The following is a 15,815-nucleotide window of genomic DNA, read 5'->3' on the forward strand; positions in this document are numbered from 1 at the left end:
CCGCTTGCGGATTTAGTTTCAGATGATACTGTTTCAGATGTTACTATCTGGTCAGTGAGTGACGGAGGACATCAGCGCATGAGCGGCGTGGCGGAGAACACCCTCGGGTTGAATGGTTTCGAGTTCGTCGAGTTCACCTCGCCGGAGCCCGGCAAGATGATCGATCTCATCGAGCGGCTGGGCTTCACGGCCTACGCGATGCACCCGACGAAGGACGTGGTCCGCTACAAGCAGGGCGGCATCAACCTGCTCGTGAACCGCGAGCCCACCGGGCAGGCGGCCGAGTTCCGCAAGGTGCATGGCCCCTCGGCCAACGGCATGGCGTTCCGGGTGGCGGACGCGAAGAAGGCGTACGAGCTGGCGATCGAGCGGGGCGCGCGTCCTGCGGATCCCGCGTCGGGCACGCTGGATGCCGGCAGCTATGTCCTCCAGGGCATTGGCGGCAGCCTGCTCTATCTCGTGGACCGCTACGGGGCGAAGGGCTCGCTGTATGACGGCTGGCGCCAGATTCCGGGGGCCCAGGAGGCCGAGAAGAAGAACAGCGTCGGGCTCGACATCCTCGATCACCTCACGCACAACGTGCGCCGCGGCGAGATGCGCACCTGGTCGAGCTTCTACAACCGCGTGTTCGGGTTCACCGAGCAGAAGTACTTCGACATCAAGGGCCAGGCGACCGGCCTGTTCTCCCAGGCGATGATCGCCCCGGACCAGGCCATCCGCATCCCGCTCAACGAGAGCCAGGACGAGAAGTCGCAGATCGAGGAGTTCATTCGCCAGTACAACGGCGAGGGCATCCAGCACCTGGCGCTGACCACCCCGGACATCTACACGACGGTGGAGAAGCTGCGCGAGCGCGGCGTCATCTTCCAGGACACCATCGAGACGTACTACGAGCTGGTGGACAAGCGGGTGCCGGGCCACGGCGAGGACCTGGCGCGGATGAAGCACAACCGCATCCTCATCGACGGCAGCAAGTCCGAGGGCTTCCTGCTGCAGATCTTCACCGAGAACCTCTTCGGCCCCATCTTCTTCGAGGTCATCCAGCGCAAGGGGAACGAGGGTTTCGGCAACGGCAACTTCCAGGCGCTGTTCGAGTCCATCGAGCTGGATCAGATCCGGCGCGGCGTCATCAAGGTCGAGACCAGGAAGTAGCCAACCGCTCGAGCGGACCCCCGGGGAGGACACATGGCGATGGACGGGTACATGTCGGGCTTCGGCAACGAGTTCACGACCGAGGCCGTTGCGGGCGCGCTTCCGGAGGGGCAGAACTCTCCGCAGCGTGTGCCCTATGGGCTGTATGCCGAGCAGCTGTCGGGCACGGCATTCACCGCGCCACGGCGCGAGAACCGCCGCAGCTGGCTCTACCGGCTGCGTCCCAGCTCGAGCCACGGGCCCTTCCGTCCCCTCCCGGAGGGTCTGCTGCGCAGCGGGCCCTTCGCCGAGGTGCCAGCCACGCCCAACCGCCTGCGCTGGAGCCCGCTGCCGCGTCCGGCCCAGCCGACCGACTTCATCGAGGGGCTGGTGACCTTCGGTGGGAATGGCTCGCCGTCACACGGCACGGGCGTGGGCATCCACCAGTACGTCGCCAACCGGTCGATGACCGACACCGTCTTCTCCAACGCCGACGGTGAGCTGCTGATCGTCCCGCAGGCGGGGCGGCTGCGGCTCGTCACCGAGATGGGCGTGCTCGGGCTGGCGCCGGGCGAGGTGGGCGTCGTGCCGCGCGGGGTGCGCTTCCGCGCCGAGCTGCCCGACGGTGAGGCGTCCGGCTACATCTGCGAGAACTACGGCGCCCTGTTCCGGCTCCCCGACCTGGGTCCCATCGGCTCGAACGGACTCGCCAACCCGCGCGACTTCCTCACGCCGGTGGCCGCATTCGAGGACGTGGACCGCCCCATGCGCGTCGTGCAGAAGTTCCAGGGCCGCCTCTGGGCCGCCGAGCTGGACCACTCGCCGCTGGACGTGGTGGCCTGGCACGGCAACCTGGCGCCGTACAAGTACGACCTGTCGCGCTTCAACACGATCGGCACGGTGAGCTTCGATCACCCGGATCCGTCGATCTTCACGGTGCTCACCTCGCCGAGCGAGAGCCCCGGGGTCGCCAACTGCGACTTCGTCATCTTCCCGCCGCGGTGGATGGTGGCCGAGAACACCTTCCGGCCGCCGTGGTTCCACCGCAACATCATGAGCGAGTTCATGGGGCTTGTGCACGGCGCGTACGACGCGAAGGCCGAGGGCTTCTCGCCGGGCGGCGCGTCCCTGCACAACTGCATGAGCGGCCACGGTCCCGACCGCGAGACCTACGAGCGCGCGGTGGCGGCCAACCTCGCGCCGCACAAGATCGCCGACACGCTCGCGTTCATGTTCGAGACGCGCCAGGTCATCTCTCCGACGCGCTTCGCCATGGAGACCCCTGCCCTGCAGCGCGACTACGACGCCTGCTGGTCGAACTTCCAGAAGGCACGCCTGCCCGGGACGGGCTCGGAGACGAAGCGGTGAAGCTTGCCTCACTGAAGTTGGGACGCGACGGCCGCCTGGTCGTCGTCTCGGATGACTTGGCCTGGTGCGCGGACGCCACGGCGATCGCGCCCACCCTGCAGCGTGCACTCGACGAGTGGGAGCGCTGCGAGGCGCCGCTGCGGGCCCTCGCGGCGGCACTGAATCGGGGCGACGGGCCGAAGGCACCGTTCTCCGAGACGGAGTGCGCCTCTCCCCTGCCCCGCGCCTACCAGTGGGCGGACGGCTCGGCGTACGTGAACCACGTGGCGCTCGTGCGCAAGGCGCGCAAGGCGGAGATGCCCGAGAGCTTCTGGACGGATCCGCTCATGTACCAGGGCGGCTCGGACGGCTTCCTCGCCCCGCGTGAGCCCATCCCGCTCGTGGACGAGAGCTGGGGTTGCGATCTCGAGGGTGAGGTCGCGGTCATCACCGGAGACGTGCGGCAGGGCGCCACGCGCGAAGAGGCGCTGAAGGCCATCCGGCTCGTCATGCTGGTCAACGACGTGTCGCTGCGGAACCTCATCCCCGGGGAGCTGGCCAAGGGGTTCGGGTTCTTCCAGTCGAAGCCGGCCTCCTCCTTCTCGCCCGTGGCCGTCACGCCCGACGCGCTCGGCGGCGCATGGCGCGAGGGCAAGCTGCACGGGGCGCTGCGCGTGTCGTTGAACGGAGAGCCCTTCGGGCGCGCGGACGCGGGCGTCGACATGACGTTCGACTTCGGCACCCTGGTGGCCCACGCCGCGAAGACGCGCGACCTCTGCGCGGGCACCATCATCGGCTCGGGCACCGTGTCCAACCGGGATGCGGATGGCGGTCCCGGGAAGCCCATCCGGGATGGTGGGCTCGGCTACTCCTGTATCGCCGAGGTGCGAACCGTCGAGACGCTCCTTGCTGGAGCGCCCAAGACGCCCTTCCTCCGCCACGGGGACAGCGTGCGCATCGAGATGCAGGACGCGGCGGGCCGCTCCCTGTTCGGCGCGATCGAGCAGACCGTCGCGGCTCCCCGCCGATGACCGCGGGCCGTACGCGCGTCTTCGAGACTCCCGCGGGCGTCGCGCTCTGTACGCTCGACGCCCTCGTGGACCCTGGAGCGCGCAACTTCGTCCTGCAGATCGACGACGCCTTCTTCCACGGCTTCCTGGTGCGTACCGGCGAGCTTGTCCGGGGCTACGTGGACCGGTGCCCGCATCAGGGGCTGCCGCTCGCGCAGAAGCTCGACGGCTATCTGACGCCCGACGCCCGGCTGATCTCCTGCTCCTGGCATGGGGCGCTTTTCCAGTTGGACAATGGGGTGTGCGTCGGCGGCCCGTGTGCTGGCCAGCGGCTGACGCCCTGGCCCGTCACGGTCGAGCACGGCGTGGTGAAGACCGCCTGAGAACGCCGGCCGGACTTCACGCCATGAAGCAGTAGCGAAGGCGCCTCCGCTCCTGCATGTTGCAGGGTCCCCATCTCCACCCAGGAGGCCCTCTCCATGCGTCCGCTTCTTCTGGCTGTCGCCGCCCTCGTGACGGCGGCCTGTGTCCGAAACGCTCCCGCTCCCGGAGCCACTGAACGCTCGACGGGAGACAAGGCTCCGGCCCTCGAGCTCGTGGCCCAATCGCCGCGGCAGTGGACGGGAATCGCGGTCTCGAAGAATGGCCGCATCTTCGTCAATTTCCCCCGCTGGTCCGAGGACGTCCCCCTCTCCGTCGCCGAGTTGAAGGACGGGCAGGTCTCCGCCTGGCCCGATGCCACCTGGAACGAGTGGAAGCCGGGCACGGGCGGACAGAGCCACTTCGTCGCGGTCCAGAGCGTGGTGATCGATGACCAGGACCGGCTCTGGGTCGTGGACACCGGCAACCCCCAATTCAAGGGAGTCATCGAGACGCCCCGGCTCCACCAGTTCGACATCTCCAGTGGACGGCTGGTGCGCAGCTACGCCTTCCCTCCCGAGGTGTCCTCGGGTGACAGCTACCTCAACGACGTCCGCGTCGACACGGTGCGCGAGGTGGCCTACCTCACCGACTCCCAGGCCGGGGGGCTGGTGATCCTCGATCTGAAGAGCGGGAGCGCGCGCAAGGTGCTGAAGGATCATCCCTCCACCCACGCCGACGCCGACCACCTGATGGTGATGGGCCGCCGCTTCGACAGGCAGGTCCAGTCCGATGGGATCGCGCTCAGCCCGGATCGCCAGACGCTCTACTGGTCCGCGCTCACGGGTCACACCCTCTGGCGCATGCCCACCGAGGCGCTGCTCGACACGAGTCTCGATGACAAGGCCCTCGCGGGCCGGGTGGAGAAGGCGCACACCATCGTGGCTCCCGATGGCATCCTCTTCGACAGCAAGGGGCGCCTGTGGCTCGGTGGGCTGGAGGATGGCTCCATCTACCGCTACGTGCCCGGCGGCGCCTACGAGCGGGTCATCCGCGATGACCGCCTGCTCTGGCCGGACAGCTTCGCGGAGGGCCCCCAGGGGTGGATCTACGTCACCACCACGCAGATCCACCTGCCACCCGCCGAGCGCGGCCCCTACGGCATCTACCGCTTCCAGCCCTGAGCGGGAGCGTCAGGCGGCCTCGCTCGTCCTGGCCGCCTCTCCCCGGGGTGCTTCGAAGCCCGCGGATAACGCCGGCTGCGGCGCACGGGAGAACGCCATCGTGCCATCGTCGACCTTGCCGAAGCGCAGCATGAACAGATCGAGCGCGTAGTTCTGGTAGAGCCGCCACGGCCGCCTCGAGCCCTGCTTCGGCATCACGTCGAGCGCCCGCAGGACGTAACCCGATGAGAAGTCGAGCAGCGGCAGTTCCTCGACCGAGGGGTCGCGGCGCGGCATGCAGGTCGTGTCGCCGGTCCGCGCCATGTGGTTGAGCAGCCGGCAGACGTACTCGCAGGTGAGGTCCGCCTTCAGCGTCCACGACGCGTTGGTGTAGCCGAACGAGTAGGCGAGGTTCGGCACGTCGCTGAACATCATGCCCTTGTAGCTGAGGCTCTTCGCCAGGTCGCGCCGCTCGCCGTCGATGCTGAACGCGACATCGCTCAGGAGCTGCAGCTTGAGGCCCGTGGCGGTCACGATGATGTCCGCCTCGAGCTCCTGCCCGGAGGCGAGCTTGATCCCCTTCTCCGTGAACGTCTCGATGTGATCGGTGACGACCGAGGCGCGGCCCTGCTTGAGCGACTCGAACAGGTCGGCGTCAGGGACGAGGCAGACACGCTGGTCCCACGGGTTGTAGCTCGGCGTGAAGTGGGTCGCGACGTCGTGGCCGGGACCGAGCTGCGCGCGCACCTGGTCGACGAGGAACTTCTTCACCCGCGCGGGCAGCTTCCGCGCCAGCTTGTAGAAGAACATGCTGAGCAGCACGTTCTTCCACCGCGTGATGCCGTAGGCGGCCATCGCCGGCAGGACGCGGCGCAACCCATTGGCGAGACGATCCTCGGCCGGCCGTGAGACGACATAGGTCGGCGAGCGCTGCAGCATGGTGACGTGCGCGGCCGTCTTGGCCATCTCGGGCACGAGGGTGACGGCGGTCGCGCCGCTGCCAATCACCACGACGCGCTTGTTCGCGTAGTCCAGCTTCTCCGGCCAGAACTGCGGATGGACCAGGGTACCCTGGAAGCGCGCCTCACCGGGGAACTCGGGCCGGTGGCCCTCGGCGTAGTTGTAGTACCCGCTGCACATGAGCAGGAAGTTGCAGGTGAAGCGCACCAGCTCCTTCTCGGGCCCGCGCTCGGCCTCGACCGTCCAGCGCGCCTCCGCGGAGGACCAGGAGGCCCGCTTGACGTGGTGGCGGAAGCGGATGTGCCGATCGATTCCGTACTCGCTCGCCGTCTCACGCACGTAACGGAGGATGGAGGGTCCGTCGGCGATCGCCTTCGGGTTGGTCCACGGCCGGAACGAATAGCCCAGCGTGTACATGTCCGAGTCCGAGCGGATGCCGGGATAGCGGAACAGATCCCACGTTCCGCCGATGGCCTCGCGCCCCTCGAGCAGCACATAGCTCCTGCCCGGGCAGTTGGCCTGCAGGTGATACGCCGCGCCGATGCCGGACAGCCCCGCGCCGACGATGAGCACGTCGTAGTGCTCCGGGGCCTCCGTCTTCGCGGCCGAGCCGCCAGCGGCGTGTTCGACGTGTGCTGTCCGGTCCGTCATGGCTGCGCTCTCCCGTGCACCGAGGTAATTGACAGCGCACATTGTCAAATTGCATCTGACAACGGTTCATGTCAATAGAAGTGACATGCCTCCCTCGTCCGTCGCCAACCGGCGCTACCGCGGCTCCTCAGGGGAAGAGCGCCGAGCCCAGAGACGTGAGCAGTTCCTGCTGGCGGCCGTCCGGGTCTACGGCGAGCAGGGCTACCGGAACGCGACGGTGAAGGCCGTCTGCGAGGCGGCCGGGCTGACCGAGCGCTACTTCTACGAGTCGTTCTCCAACAGCGAGGAGCTGCTCGTCGCCTCCTTCCGGGCGGTGATGGACTTCCTGCTGGGCGAGCTGGAGAAGGCCGTCACCGAAACGCCGGGCGGCCCTGTCGAGCGGACCCGCGCGATGCTCACGGCGTATTACGAAGCGCTCAAGGGCCATCCCCAGTCGGCGCGGGTGTTCCTCGTCGAGATCTCGGGCGTGAGCCCCACGGTGGACGAGGCCCTCGAGGCATCCCTGCAGGAGTTCGGCGGCCTGCTCGCACGGACGATCGCCCCTCGGGGGGAAGGCAGCGCGGCGAGCCCACCGCTGCTGCGCGCGGGCGTGGTGGGAGGCGTCATCCACATCGCCTTGAGCTGGATCGCGAGCGGCTACTCGCAACCGATTCACCAGGTCGTCGAGGCCGCCATGCGCCTGTGCCTCGTGCTCAGGGGCTCGTAGCCTGGCGGACCGGCTCGAATCTCACGCCCGTGGTGAAGATATTGGGCGAAGAGGAGACAGCCATGGGATTCCTGAAGCCCCACGCCGAACGCATCTATGCCCTGCTCCGGATCATGAGCGGGTTCATGTTCATGCTTCACGGGATGCAGAAGCTCTTCGGCCTGTTCGGCGGAGTGCCTCCCGGGGCGCCCGCGCTCATCGTCTACGTCGCCGGAGGCATCGAGCTCGTGTGCGGCGCGCTCATCATGATCGGGCTGTTCGCCGCCCCCGCGGCCTTCCTCGCGAGCGGCACCATGGCGGTCGCCTTCTTCATGGGGCACGTGATTCCCGCCAAGGGCAACATCCTCCCCATCGTGAACCAGGGCGAGCTCGCCGCGCTCTACTGCTTCGTCTTCTTCTACATCTCCGTGCACGGCTCGGGCATCTGGAGTGTCGACGCCGTGCGCGGAGGCGCGAAGCGCTAGGAGCAGTCGCGCGCAGCCGGAAAAGAGAACGGGCCGCCAGGCTTTCACCTGGCGGCCCGTTCATGGAGCCGACATCCGGATTTGAACCGGAGACCTACTGATTACGAATCAGTTGCTCTACCGACTGAGCTATGTCGGCACAACCACAGCGCTTTTCGGCGTCACCGAAAGATGGGCGCGAAGTAACACGCGGCTCCCACCAGGGCAAGCACTTCTTTCGTCCCACCCCCTGCCCCCTCCTCCCCCTCCGCGCCCAGCCCCGCAGAGCATGCCGTCGAGCACCCGGCGTGAATGACACGCCGCGTTGGCTAACTACCTGAAAGAACTGAAAGTTTGGATTCCAACAAGGCAGCCCGGCGGTTGACCTCATGGGGGGCCTATGCGCATAAGGGCCTCGCCTTTACTCAACAATCGCCTATCCCCAAGGAGCGATTTTTCACATGGCCAGCGAAGAGAATTTCATGCGCGCCCCGGCCCCGACGCCCAAGCGCACCGTCTACACGGAGGCGATGGAGATCTTCCATCGCGCCGCCGATCTGATCGGCCTGGACAAGCGCGTTCGGCTCGAGCTCGAGGAGCCCGACTACGAGCACATCTTCTACGTCACGGCGAAGCTGAAGGATCGCCTCGTGCCGCTCGCCCCCGAGCAGGCGCGTGACTTCGCCAACCTCTCCGTCACCCAGGTGCGCAACCCCGAGGGTCTCGAGCGCCTGGCCGATGGGAAGATCATCCTCAACGGCCGCGCCCTGCTGGGCTCGGACGTGAACATCAGCCGCGGCCACCTGCGCCTGCCGGACGGCAACGTCTACCAGCTCGTCCCCGGCGAGTCGCAGCGCTTCAAGGCCTACCGCGTCCAGCACAACCAGGCCCGCGGCCCCTACAAGGGCGGCATCCGCTATCACCGCGAGGTCTCCCTGGATCTCTTCAAGGCGCTCGCCGCCGAGATGACCTGGAAGACCGCCATCTCCGAGGTTCCCTTCGGCGGTGGCAAGGGTGGCATCCAGATCGACCCGCGTTCGTACGGCCGCGAGGAGCTGGAGAACATCACCCTGCGCTTCATGTACCGGCTCAAGAGCCTGATCGGCCCCAACATCGACATCCCCGCTCCCGACGTGGGGACCAACGGGGACATCATGGCGCTCATGTACCGCCAGTACTCGGACGGCGAGCGCGAGCGGCACAACCTGCGCGGCATCGTCACCGGCAAGGACGTGCGCATCGGCGGCTCCGAGGGCCGTGCGGCCGCCACCGGCCAGGGCGTGGCCTTCTGCATCGAGGACTACTTCGCCGAGAAGGGTGAGACCCTCAAGGGCAAGACCTTCACCCTCCAGGGCTTCGGCAACGTGGGCAGCCACGGCGCCGCCATCCTCCAGAAGATGGGCGCCCGCCTGCTCGCGGTGAACGACGCCGACGGCACCCTCTTCAACGGCGACGGCATCGACGTGCCCGCCCTCATCGCCCACGTCAACGATCCCAAGAACCTGCGCCGCAGCGTGCTCGGGTTCGCCGGCGCCCAGAAGATCGAGAAGAAGGACTTCTGGGAGGTCCCCGCGGACATCTGCATCCCCGCCGCCCTGGGTGGGGAGATCACCGCCGACGTCGCCGAGCGCCTCAAGGTCAAGCTCATCGCCGAGGGCGCCAACGGCCCCACCACTCCCGAGGCCGATCGCGTCCTGCAGAAGCGCGGCATCGACATGATCCCCGACATCATCGCCAACGCCGGCGGCGTGACGGTGAGCTACTACGAGTGGATCCAGAACAAGCGCATGGAGCGCTGGAGCGAGGCCGAGGTCAACCAGCGCCTCGAGCACGCGATGAAGCGCAACTACCGCATCATCCGCGACATCTCCCGCAACCAGGCCCGCCGCTCGGACACGCACGACAGCCGTCCGTTCTGCATCGGCAAGGAAGTGGATCCCCGCTGCGCCGCGATGATCCTCGCGCTCAAGCGCATCGAGGCCCACTACCTCCTCGAGGGCTTCTCGCAGTAAGCCCCTCCCCCTGAAGCACGAAGGGCACGGCTGCTCCTGGCGGCCGTGCCCTTTCGCTTTTCCATCCCCCGGCGCTGCTCAGTGCATGACCCGCTCGCGCGCCACCAGCAACAGCGGCTGATCCTCCGCCACCTCGTAGGCCACCACCCGCAGGCCCACGCCGCGGCTGTTGCCCTCGCGCCCGTCCTTGCGCCCGTACGCCAGCGCCACCTGGTAGCGCACCTCGCACAGGCACGTCATCTCCGTGCCGTCCTCACCGGCGAACGTCACCTTCAACCGCTCGCCCAGCGACAGCTGCTCCCGCGTCTCCACGAACATGCCCTGGGCGCTGATGTTGCGGCCGATGCCCCGGCTCAGCCCCCCCTCCGTCGAGAGGTAGATGGTGAAGACCTTGTCGAAACGAAGGTGGGAACGCCGCTCTCGAACCTGGACCTGTGGTGCCAACCGGAGCCTCCGGGTAGGGGGGAAGGTGGGAGAGAAACTACATGGTGCGGACATGTAGTCAAAATCTCCACCAACCCATACCGCCACATACCAGCACGTACCACCACGTACCCATCTCCGGAGTGCCCGGAAGCACTGGGGGGTGGCACTCTGCCCATCCCTTCTTCCTGGAGTAGCCCACCGTGAGACGACTCTTCCTGGCCGCCCTGCTCCTGCTGCCCACGCTCGCCCTGGCGGACGTGGACGCGCGCTTCGCCCAACTGAGGGATCAGGCCGAGGCCCTGGGCAGCCTCTCGACGTTCCTGGACAAGTACATCGGCGAGTGCTCGGGCGTGTTCGTCAGCCCGTCGTGCCGCAGCGACGCCGAGGCGTTCCGCGGGAAGTACGGCGGCCGCAAGCTCTACATGATCGTCGGCGAGGAGGCGGCGACCATGCTCAGCCCCGGCCCGTACCAGCCCGGCAGCGGCAACTACACCATCCAGGTCGTCCCCTCCTTCCCGGGCGGCTCCTACGCCCTCACCCAGGGCACGCCCACGCAGACGGACTCGGCGGGCAACCCGCTGCTGCCCCTCATCCGCATCACCGGCACCACCCCCGAGGGGTGGGCCGCCACCGACTACCTGCGCCTCTTCAGCGCCCGGCAGATCCGCGCGCAGATCGTCTTCACGCCCCAGGGGGTGTGGACGCTGCCGCGCAAGCAGGGCCTGGGGAAGCTCCAGGGCGTCGCGGCGCGCGTGGAGGCCATCCTCCTCACGCACGCGCGCACGGGCGAGCCGCTCGGCCTGTGGTTCGCCGAGGGGGCCGCCGCCGGGGGGGGCAAGAAGGGCAAGAAGAAGTAGGCGCCCGGGGGCTCAGGGCTTCAGCGCGACGTACTGCTGCACGTCCCCGCGGTGCACGCGCAGCAGCACCGAGGCGCCCGCGCCCTTCTCCAACGCCCCCTTCACCGCCGCCACGTCCTTCACCTTGCGGCGGTTCACCTCCGTCACCACGTCTCCCGTCCGCAGCCCCGCGTTCGCCGCCGGGCTGCGCGGCAACACCCCCGACACCAGCACCCCCGCGTAGGGCTCCAGGCCCATGGGGGCGGCCACCTCGGGGGTGACGTCCCGCAGCACCAGGCCGAGCTCTCCCAGGTTGCCGGGGCTGTTCATCGCCGCCAGCACCTCCTGCGCCGGACGGGCGGTCAGCTTCACCTGCACCTCCTGCGACACGCCATCCCGCAGCAGCGTCAGCTTCGCCTCGGAGCCCGGCGCCATGATGGCCACCCGGCGCAGCAGCTGCTGGAACGAGTCCACCTGCTTCCCATTCACCCCCACCACCTGGTCTCCGGGGCGGATGCCCGCCTGCGCCGCCGGGCTGCCCGCGTACACCTGCTTCACCACCGCGGTCCGCGTACCCACCTGCGGCTCCTCGTCGATCACCACGCCCAGCCAGCCCTTCTGCAGCTGGCCGTTCTTGCGCAGGTTGGGCAGCAGATCCTTCACCATGTTGATGGGCACCGCGAAGCCGATGCCCTGCCCCTCGGTGATGATGGCCGTGTTCACGCCCACCACCTCGCCGCGCATGTTGAAGAGCGGCCCGCCCGAGTTGCCCGGGTTGATGAGCGCGTCCGTCTGGATGAAGTCGTCGAAGGGGCCCACGCCGATCACCCGCTCCTTGGCGGAGATCATCCCGTGCGACACCGAGTGGTCCAGGCCGAAGGGGTTGCCGATGGCCACCACCCAGTCCCCCACCTCCATCCGGTCCGAGTCTCCCAGGTACACCGCCGGCAGCCCGCCCATGCCCTTGCCCAGCAGCCGCAGCAGCGCCACGTCCGTGGACGCGTCGCGGCCCACCACCTCGGCGTAGAACTCGCGCCCATCCGACAGGCGCACGATGATCTCGCTCGCCGCCTCGTCCTCGCGCGCCACCACGTGGTTGTTCGTCACCACCAGCCCGTCCGGGGTGAGGATGAAGCCCGAGCCACTCGCCGAGCGTGTCGCGCCCCGCAGCGGGTTGACCGCCCCCATGACATTGATGTTCACCACGCCCGCCTCCACCGCGCGGATCAGCGGCGCCAGCGACGTGGGCGGGACGAAGCCCGGCAGCATCGGCTCCTTGGCGGCCCACTCGCGCCACAGCCCCATGGGGCCGCTCTGCACCCGGTTGGAGTCCTCGGCCCAAGCCGCATGCTCCCGCGCCCGGGCCTCGAGCCACGGCGCGAGCGCTCCCTGCTGGGCTCGTGCGGTGGGGACGAGCACCAGCGAGAGCAGCGCCAGGAGGGAGCAGAGGGAGGGAGACCGGGGATTCACGACACGGGCCATGGCGATGGGCTCGAACAGCCACTCCCGCCGCCTATTTCCCAGGATTGTCTGGATCCGTGTCCAGGCACGGCGGGGCGAGGGGGGAAGCCCTCACCCTACCCCTCTCCCAGAGGGAGAGGGAACACCGATGGTGCTGCTTCAGGCCTGGGCGGGGGCGACGTACTTCGCCACCTTCACCCGGGCCGGACGGATGATCCGATCCTTCAGGCGGTAGCCCGCCCGGACCTCGGCCACCACCTTCTGGTCCTCGTCCGGGTTGGTGGTGATCTCCATGTCCGTGGCCTCGGCCGTGTTGGGATCGTACGGCAGGCCCACCACCTTGATGCGCTCGATGCCCGACTGCTGCAGCTTGGAGAGCAGCCCGTCACGGATCATCTTCACGCCCTGCGCCAGGGGCGACGAGACGTCACCCCCGCTCATCGCCAGGGAGCGGTCCAGCTCGTCCACCGCCTCCAGCAGCGTGGTGGCCACGTTGCCGCGCTCCACGTCCATCATCCGCTCGCGCTCGCGGGTGAGGCGCTGCTTGAACTCCTCGCGGTCCTTCTCCAGCTCCTGGTAGGCGCGAGCGAGCTGGTCCACACGGCGCCGGGCCGCGTTCAACTCCGCCTCCAACCGCTGCTTCTCCGCATCCACCGCGGGCGCGGCCTCCTGGGCCGACGGCTGCTGCTGCTCGGTGGACGTCTCGGGCGCAGCCGTAGCGGCGGCCTCCTGGGCCTGCGTGTCCTGGGACGCGCCTTCTGTCCGGGGATTGCCGTTCATGCGGCGAACGTAACCAGCCCCGGAGATGTGTCAACGCTCGGACGGCGGAACTAGTGCTCGGCGGGCACGGAGGGTTGATCCGACATGAAGCCGTGATCCACCTGGCCCGTCACCTCGTCGATGATCTCCACCTGGGCGGCCCGCAGCGAGTAGTACAGCAACCACCGCTCGGCCGCCGTGAGTGTGCCCGCAGGCAGGGCCTTCTCTATCTCCTGCACCGACAGCCGGCCCTCTCGCAGTCCCTTGGCGAAGAGTGCCTTCCGCGCCGTATAACTCTTCCCGATTCTATTCTCCACGGCCTCTCCCTCCTTCCCGGGCAACATAATTTCGCCCTTCCAACACCGCAGAACATGCGGCGTGAAAGGGCGAAGGCAAGGCCAGTAAGCAGGCGGGCGAGCGCCCGGAGGCTCAGGCGTCCGGAAGCTTCCCGCTGGAGTGCTGGGCCCCAGGCGGAGGCGTCTCGTCAGCACCCACCGGGTGGGCGGAGATGACCTGACGGGCCTCCGGGTGCAGCAGGCCCCGTTCCGCGGTGGCCTTGGGCCCGAGGAGGCGGAGGATCTCATCCTCGTCCACCACCTCGGTGGCGAGCAGCCGGGCAGCCAGGGCTTCCACCTTGTCGCGATGGGTGGTGAGCACCTGACGGGCCCGGTCGAGCGCCTCGGTCACCATCTTGCGGATCTCATCGTCCACCATCCGCGCCGTCTGCTCCGAGTAGGTGCGCATCTCCGGACCGCCGGCCGAGCGCAGGAAGGCATTCTGCTCGGCCCCCAGGGCCACGGGCCCCAGTGAGCTCATGCCGTAGTCGCGCACCATCAGCTTGGCGATCTCCGTGGCCTGCTTCAGATCGTTGGAGGCACCGGTGGACACCTCGCCGATGAAGATCTCCTCGGCGGCGCGCCCGCCCATCATCGAGGCCATCTTGTCGCGCAGCTCGTCGAAGGACATGAGGTAGCGGTCCTCGAGCGGCAGGGACATGGTGTAGCCCAGCGCGGCGATGCCTCGGGGGATGATGGACACCTTCGTCACCCGCTCCGCGTTGGGCAGCATCCACCCCACCACCGCGTGGCCGGCCTCGTGGTGCGCGACGATCTCCTTCTCGCGCTCGTTCATCCGGCGGTTCTTCTTCTCCAGACCGGCCACCACGCGCTCGATGGCCTCCTCGAAGTCGGCACGCATGACGAAGTCGCGGTTGCGGCGCGCGGCGAGCAGGGCCGCCTCGTTCACCACGTTGGCCAGGTCGGCGCCCGCGAAGCCCGGGGTACGCGAGGCAATGGACTTGAGGTCCACGTCCGGCCCCAGCTTCACGCCCTTGGAGTGGATCTCCAGCACCCGCTCGCGGCCGCGCTTGTCCGGCCGGTCCACCAGCACCTGCCGGTCGAAACGGCCCGGACGCATGAGCGCGCTGTCGAGGATCTCCGGACGGTTGGTGGCCGCCAGGATGATGAGGCCGGCGCGGCTGTCGAAGCCATCCATCTCCGCCAGGAGCTGGTTGAGCGTCTGCTCGCGCTCGTCATGGCCACCGGCGACTCCCGCGTTGCGGCTCTTGCCGATCGCGTCCAGCTCGTCGATGAAGATGATGCACGGGGCCTTGGCGGTGGCCTGGGCGAACAGATCGCGCACCCGGGCGGCGCCTACGCCGACGAACATCTCCACGAACTCGGAGCCGGAGAGGCTGAAGAAGGGCACCCCCGCCTCACCCGCGACGGCGCGGGCCAGCAGCGTCTTGCCCGTTCCCGGAGGGCCCACCAGCAGCACGCCCTTGGGGATTCGGCCACCCAGCCGGCGGAACTTCTCCGGCGTCTTGAGGAACTCGACGATCTCCCGCAGCTCGTCGACCGCCTCGTCCACGCCCGCCACGTCCTTGAAGCCCACGCCGGTGTCGGCCTCGGCCTGCACCTTGGCGCGCGTCTTCCCGAAGCTCATGACGCTCTGCGGACCCTGGCCAATGCCTCCGGCCATCCGCCGCATCATGAAGCTCCAGAAGAGGAAGGCGAGGCCCAGCGGCACCAGCCAGATCAGCAGCACATCGCTGAAGCCGGACTGAACCACCGCCTCATAGGGGACACCCTGCTGCTCCAGCAGGGGCACGAGCTGCTCGTCCCCCTGGACGCGGTAGGCCATCCACGGCAGATCACTGAGCTCGGGGCGCAGGCGCTCGGCCCCACCCGAGGGGGTGCCGGTGGTGCGAGGCGTGCCGCTGTCCTTGAGGTAACCCTTCACCCAGTCCGGCGCGACCTGCACCTTGGAGAACTTGTTCTCCTCGATGGCCGAGCGGAACTCGCTGTAGCTCTTGCGCTGCACGCCAGCGTCCGTGAAGACGTTCCGGAAGAGCATGAAGCCCAGCACGAGCAGAAGGATGTAGCCCAGCGGCGAGCCGAACCTGAACCCCTTGTTGGCGGGAGGAGGCTGAGGCTTTTCCTGTTTCTTTCCGCGCGGGCTCATCCCCGGCGGTGTGGTGTTCTGAGGCTTCATCGTCGACGCACTCCCCCTCCCCCATGACACGTACCCCTGGTGGTACGTGGTACGACT

The 15,815-nt window shown here is 68.2% G+C and carries 15 protein-coding genes and 1 tRNA gene; 9 read left to right on the top strand and 7 right to left on the bottom strand.

Translation table 11 applies throughout. From position 1 onward, the window contains the following. The first annotated feature begins 78 nt into the window (after positions 1-78). The 5 genes from hppD (at position 79) to NR798_RS27935 (ending at position 5,032) form a co-directional block, all read left to right on the top strand. Positions 79-1,152: a 4-hydroxyphenylpyruvate dioxygenase gene (gene hppD / locus NR798_RS27915; RefSeq protein ID WP_375765552.1), complete on the top strand. Its 1,074-nt coding sequence runs from the start codon at positions 79-81 to the stop codon at positions 1,150-1,152. 33 nt (positions 1,153-1,185) lie between these two features. Then, the gene (gene hmgA / locus NR798_RS27920; RefSeq protein ID WP_375765553.1) at positions 1,186-2,499 is read left to right on the top strand and encodes a homogentisate 1,2-dioxygenase; all 1,314 of its coding nucleotides are present in this window, start codon (positions 1,186-1,188) and stop codon (positions 2,497-2,499) included. Beyond that, positions 2,496-3,509, top strand: coding sequence for a fumarylacetoacetate hydrolase family protein (locus tag NR798_RS27925; protein ID WP_375765554.1), 1,014 nt, complete (start codon positions 2,496-2,498; stop codon positions 3,507-3,509). Before hmgA ends, NR798_RS27925 begins: the two co-directional genes overlap by 4 nt. Beyond that, positions 3,506-3,871, top strand: a complete 366-nt coding sequence (locus NR798_RS27930) for a Rieske (2Fe-2S) protein (RefSeq protein ID WP_375765555.1) — start codon at positions 3,506-3,508, stop codon at positions 3,869-3,871. Before NR798_RS27925 ends, NR798_RS27930 begins: the two co-directional genes overlap by 4 nt. A gap of 96 nt (positions 3,872-3,967) precedes the next feature. Further along, the gene (locus NR798_RS27935) at positions 3,968-5,032 is read left to right on the top strand and encodes an SMP-30/gluconolactonase/LRE family protein (RefSeq protein WP_375765556.1); all 1,065 of its coding nucleotides are present in this window, start codon (positions 3,968-3,970) and stop codon (positions 5,030-5,032) included. A gap of 9 nt (positions 5,033-5,041) precedes the next feature. Here NR798_RS27935 and NR798_RS27940 read toward each other — a convergent pair whose 3' ends face one another. Continuing rightward, positions 5,042-6,622 carry a flavin-containing monooxygenase gene (locus tag NR798_RS27940; RefSeq protein ID WP_375765557.1) on the bottom strand — a complete coding sequence of 527 codons (1,581 nt, stop codon included), beginning with the start codon at positions 6,620-6,622 and terminating at the stop codon, positions 5,042-5,044. An 85-nt stretch (positions 6,623-6,707) separates the two neighbouring features. Between NR798_RS27940 and NR798_RS27945 the strand changes: the two genes are divergently transcribed. Both NR798_RS27945 and NR798_RS27950 read left to right on the top strand, forming a co-directional pair. After that, positions 6,708-7,328 carry a TetR/AcrR family transcriptional regulator gene (locus tag NR798_RS27945; protein WP_375765558.1) on the top strand — a complete coding sequence of 207 codons (621 nt, stop codon included), beginning with the start codon at positions 6,708-6,710 and terminating at the stop codon, positions 7,326-7,328. A gap of 62 nt (positions 7,329-7,390) precedes the next feature. Further along, positions 7,391-7,792: a DoxX family protein gene (locus NR798_RS27950; protein WP_375765559.1), complete on the top strand. Its 402-nt coding sequence runs from the start codon at positions 7,391-7,393 to the stop codon at positions 7,790-7,792. A gap of 63 nt (positions 7,793-7,855) precedes the next feature. On the opposite strand, the gene NR798_RS27955 is transcribed toward NR798_RS27950, so the two are convergent. Beyond that, positions 7,856-7,931, bottom strand: a tRNA-Thr gene (locus NR798_RS27955). Positions 7,932-8,232: 301 nt separating this feature from the next. Here NR798_RS27955 and NR798_RS27960 point away from each other — a divergent pair. Next, a complete protein-coding gene (locus tag NR798_RS27960; protein ID WP_375765560.1) occupies positions 8,233-9,783 on the top strand; it encodes a Glu/Leu/Phe/Val dehydrogenase in 1,551 nt (516 codons plus the stop codon). A gap of 78 nt (positions 9,784-9,861) precedes the next feature. Here NR798_RS27960 and NR798_RS27965 read toward each other — a convergent pair whose 3' ends face one another. Beyond that, entirely contained in the window at positions 9,862-10,227 is a 366-nt protein-coding gene (locus NR798_RS27965) for a PilZ domain-containing protein (RefSeq protein WP_375765561.1), read from the bottom strand. 182 nt (positions 10,228-10,409) lie between these two features. Between NR798_RS27965 and NR798_RS27970 the strand changes: the two genes are divergently transcribed. Beyond that, entirely contained in the window at positions 10,410-11,066 is a 657-nt protein-coding gene (locus NR798_RS27970) for a DUF6066 family protein (protein ID WP_375765562.1), read from the top strand. Positions 11,067-11,078: 12 nt separating this feature from the next. Here the strand turns inward: NR798_RS27970 and NR798_RS27975 are convergent, their stop codons facing one another. From NR798_RS27975 to ftsH, 4 genes are all read right to left on the bottom strand, one after another. Beyond that, positions 11,079-12,527 carry a trypsin-like peptidase domain-containing protein gene (locus tag NR798_RS27975; RefSeq protein ID WP_375765563.1) on the bottom strand — a complete coding sequence of 483 codons (1,449 nt, stop codon included), beginning with the start codon at positions 12,525-12,527 and terminating at the stop codon, positions 11,079-11,081. 138 nt (positions 12,528-12,665) lie between these two features. Continuing rightward, on the bottom strand, positions 12,666-13,286 hold the full coding sequence (locus NR798_RS27980) for a nucleotide exchange factor GrpE (RefSeq protein WP_375765564.1): 621 nt from the start codon (positions 13,284-13,286) through the stop codon (positions 12,666-12,668). Between the two features lie 50 nt (positions 13,287-13,336). Next, the gene (locus NR798_RS27985) at positions 13,337-13,582 is read right to left on the bottom strand and encodes a hypothetical protein (protein ID WP_375765565.1); all 246 of its coding nucleotides are present in this window, start codon (positions 13,580-13,582) and stop codon (positions 13,337-13,339) included. A gap of 112 nt (positions 13,583-13,694) precedes the next feature. Further along, complete coding sequence (gene ftsH, locus NR798_RS27990; RefSeq protein WP_375765566.1) at positions 13,695-15,758, bottom strand: ATP-dependent zinc metalloprotease FtsH; 2,064 nt, start codon at positions 15,756-15,758, stop codon at positions 13,695-13,697. Positions 15,759-15,815: the final 57 nt, after the last annotated feature.

The sequence above is a fragment of the Archangium gephyra genome, assembly GCF_042230915.1.
Classification (GTDB): Bacteria; Myxococcota; Myxococcia; order Myxococcales; family Myxococcaceae; genus Archangium; species Archangium gephyra_B.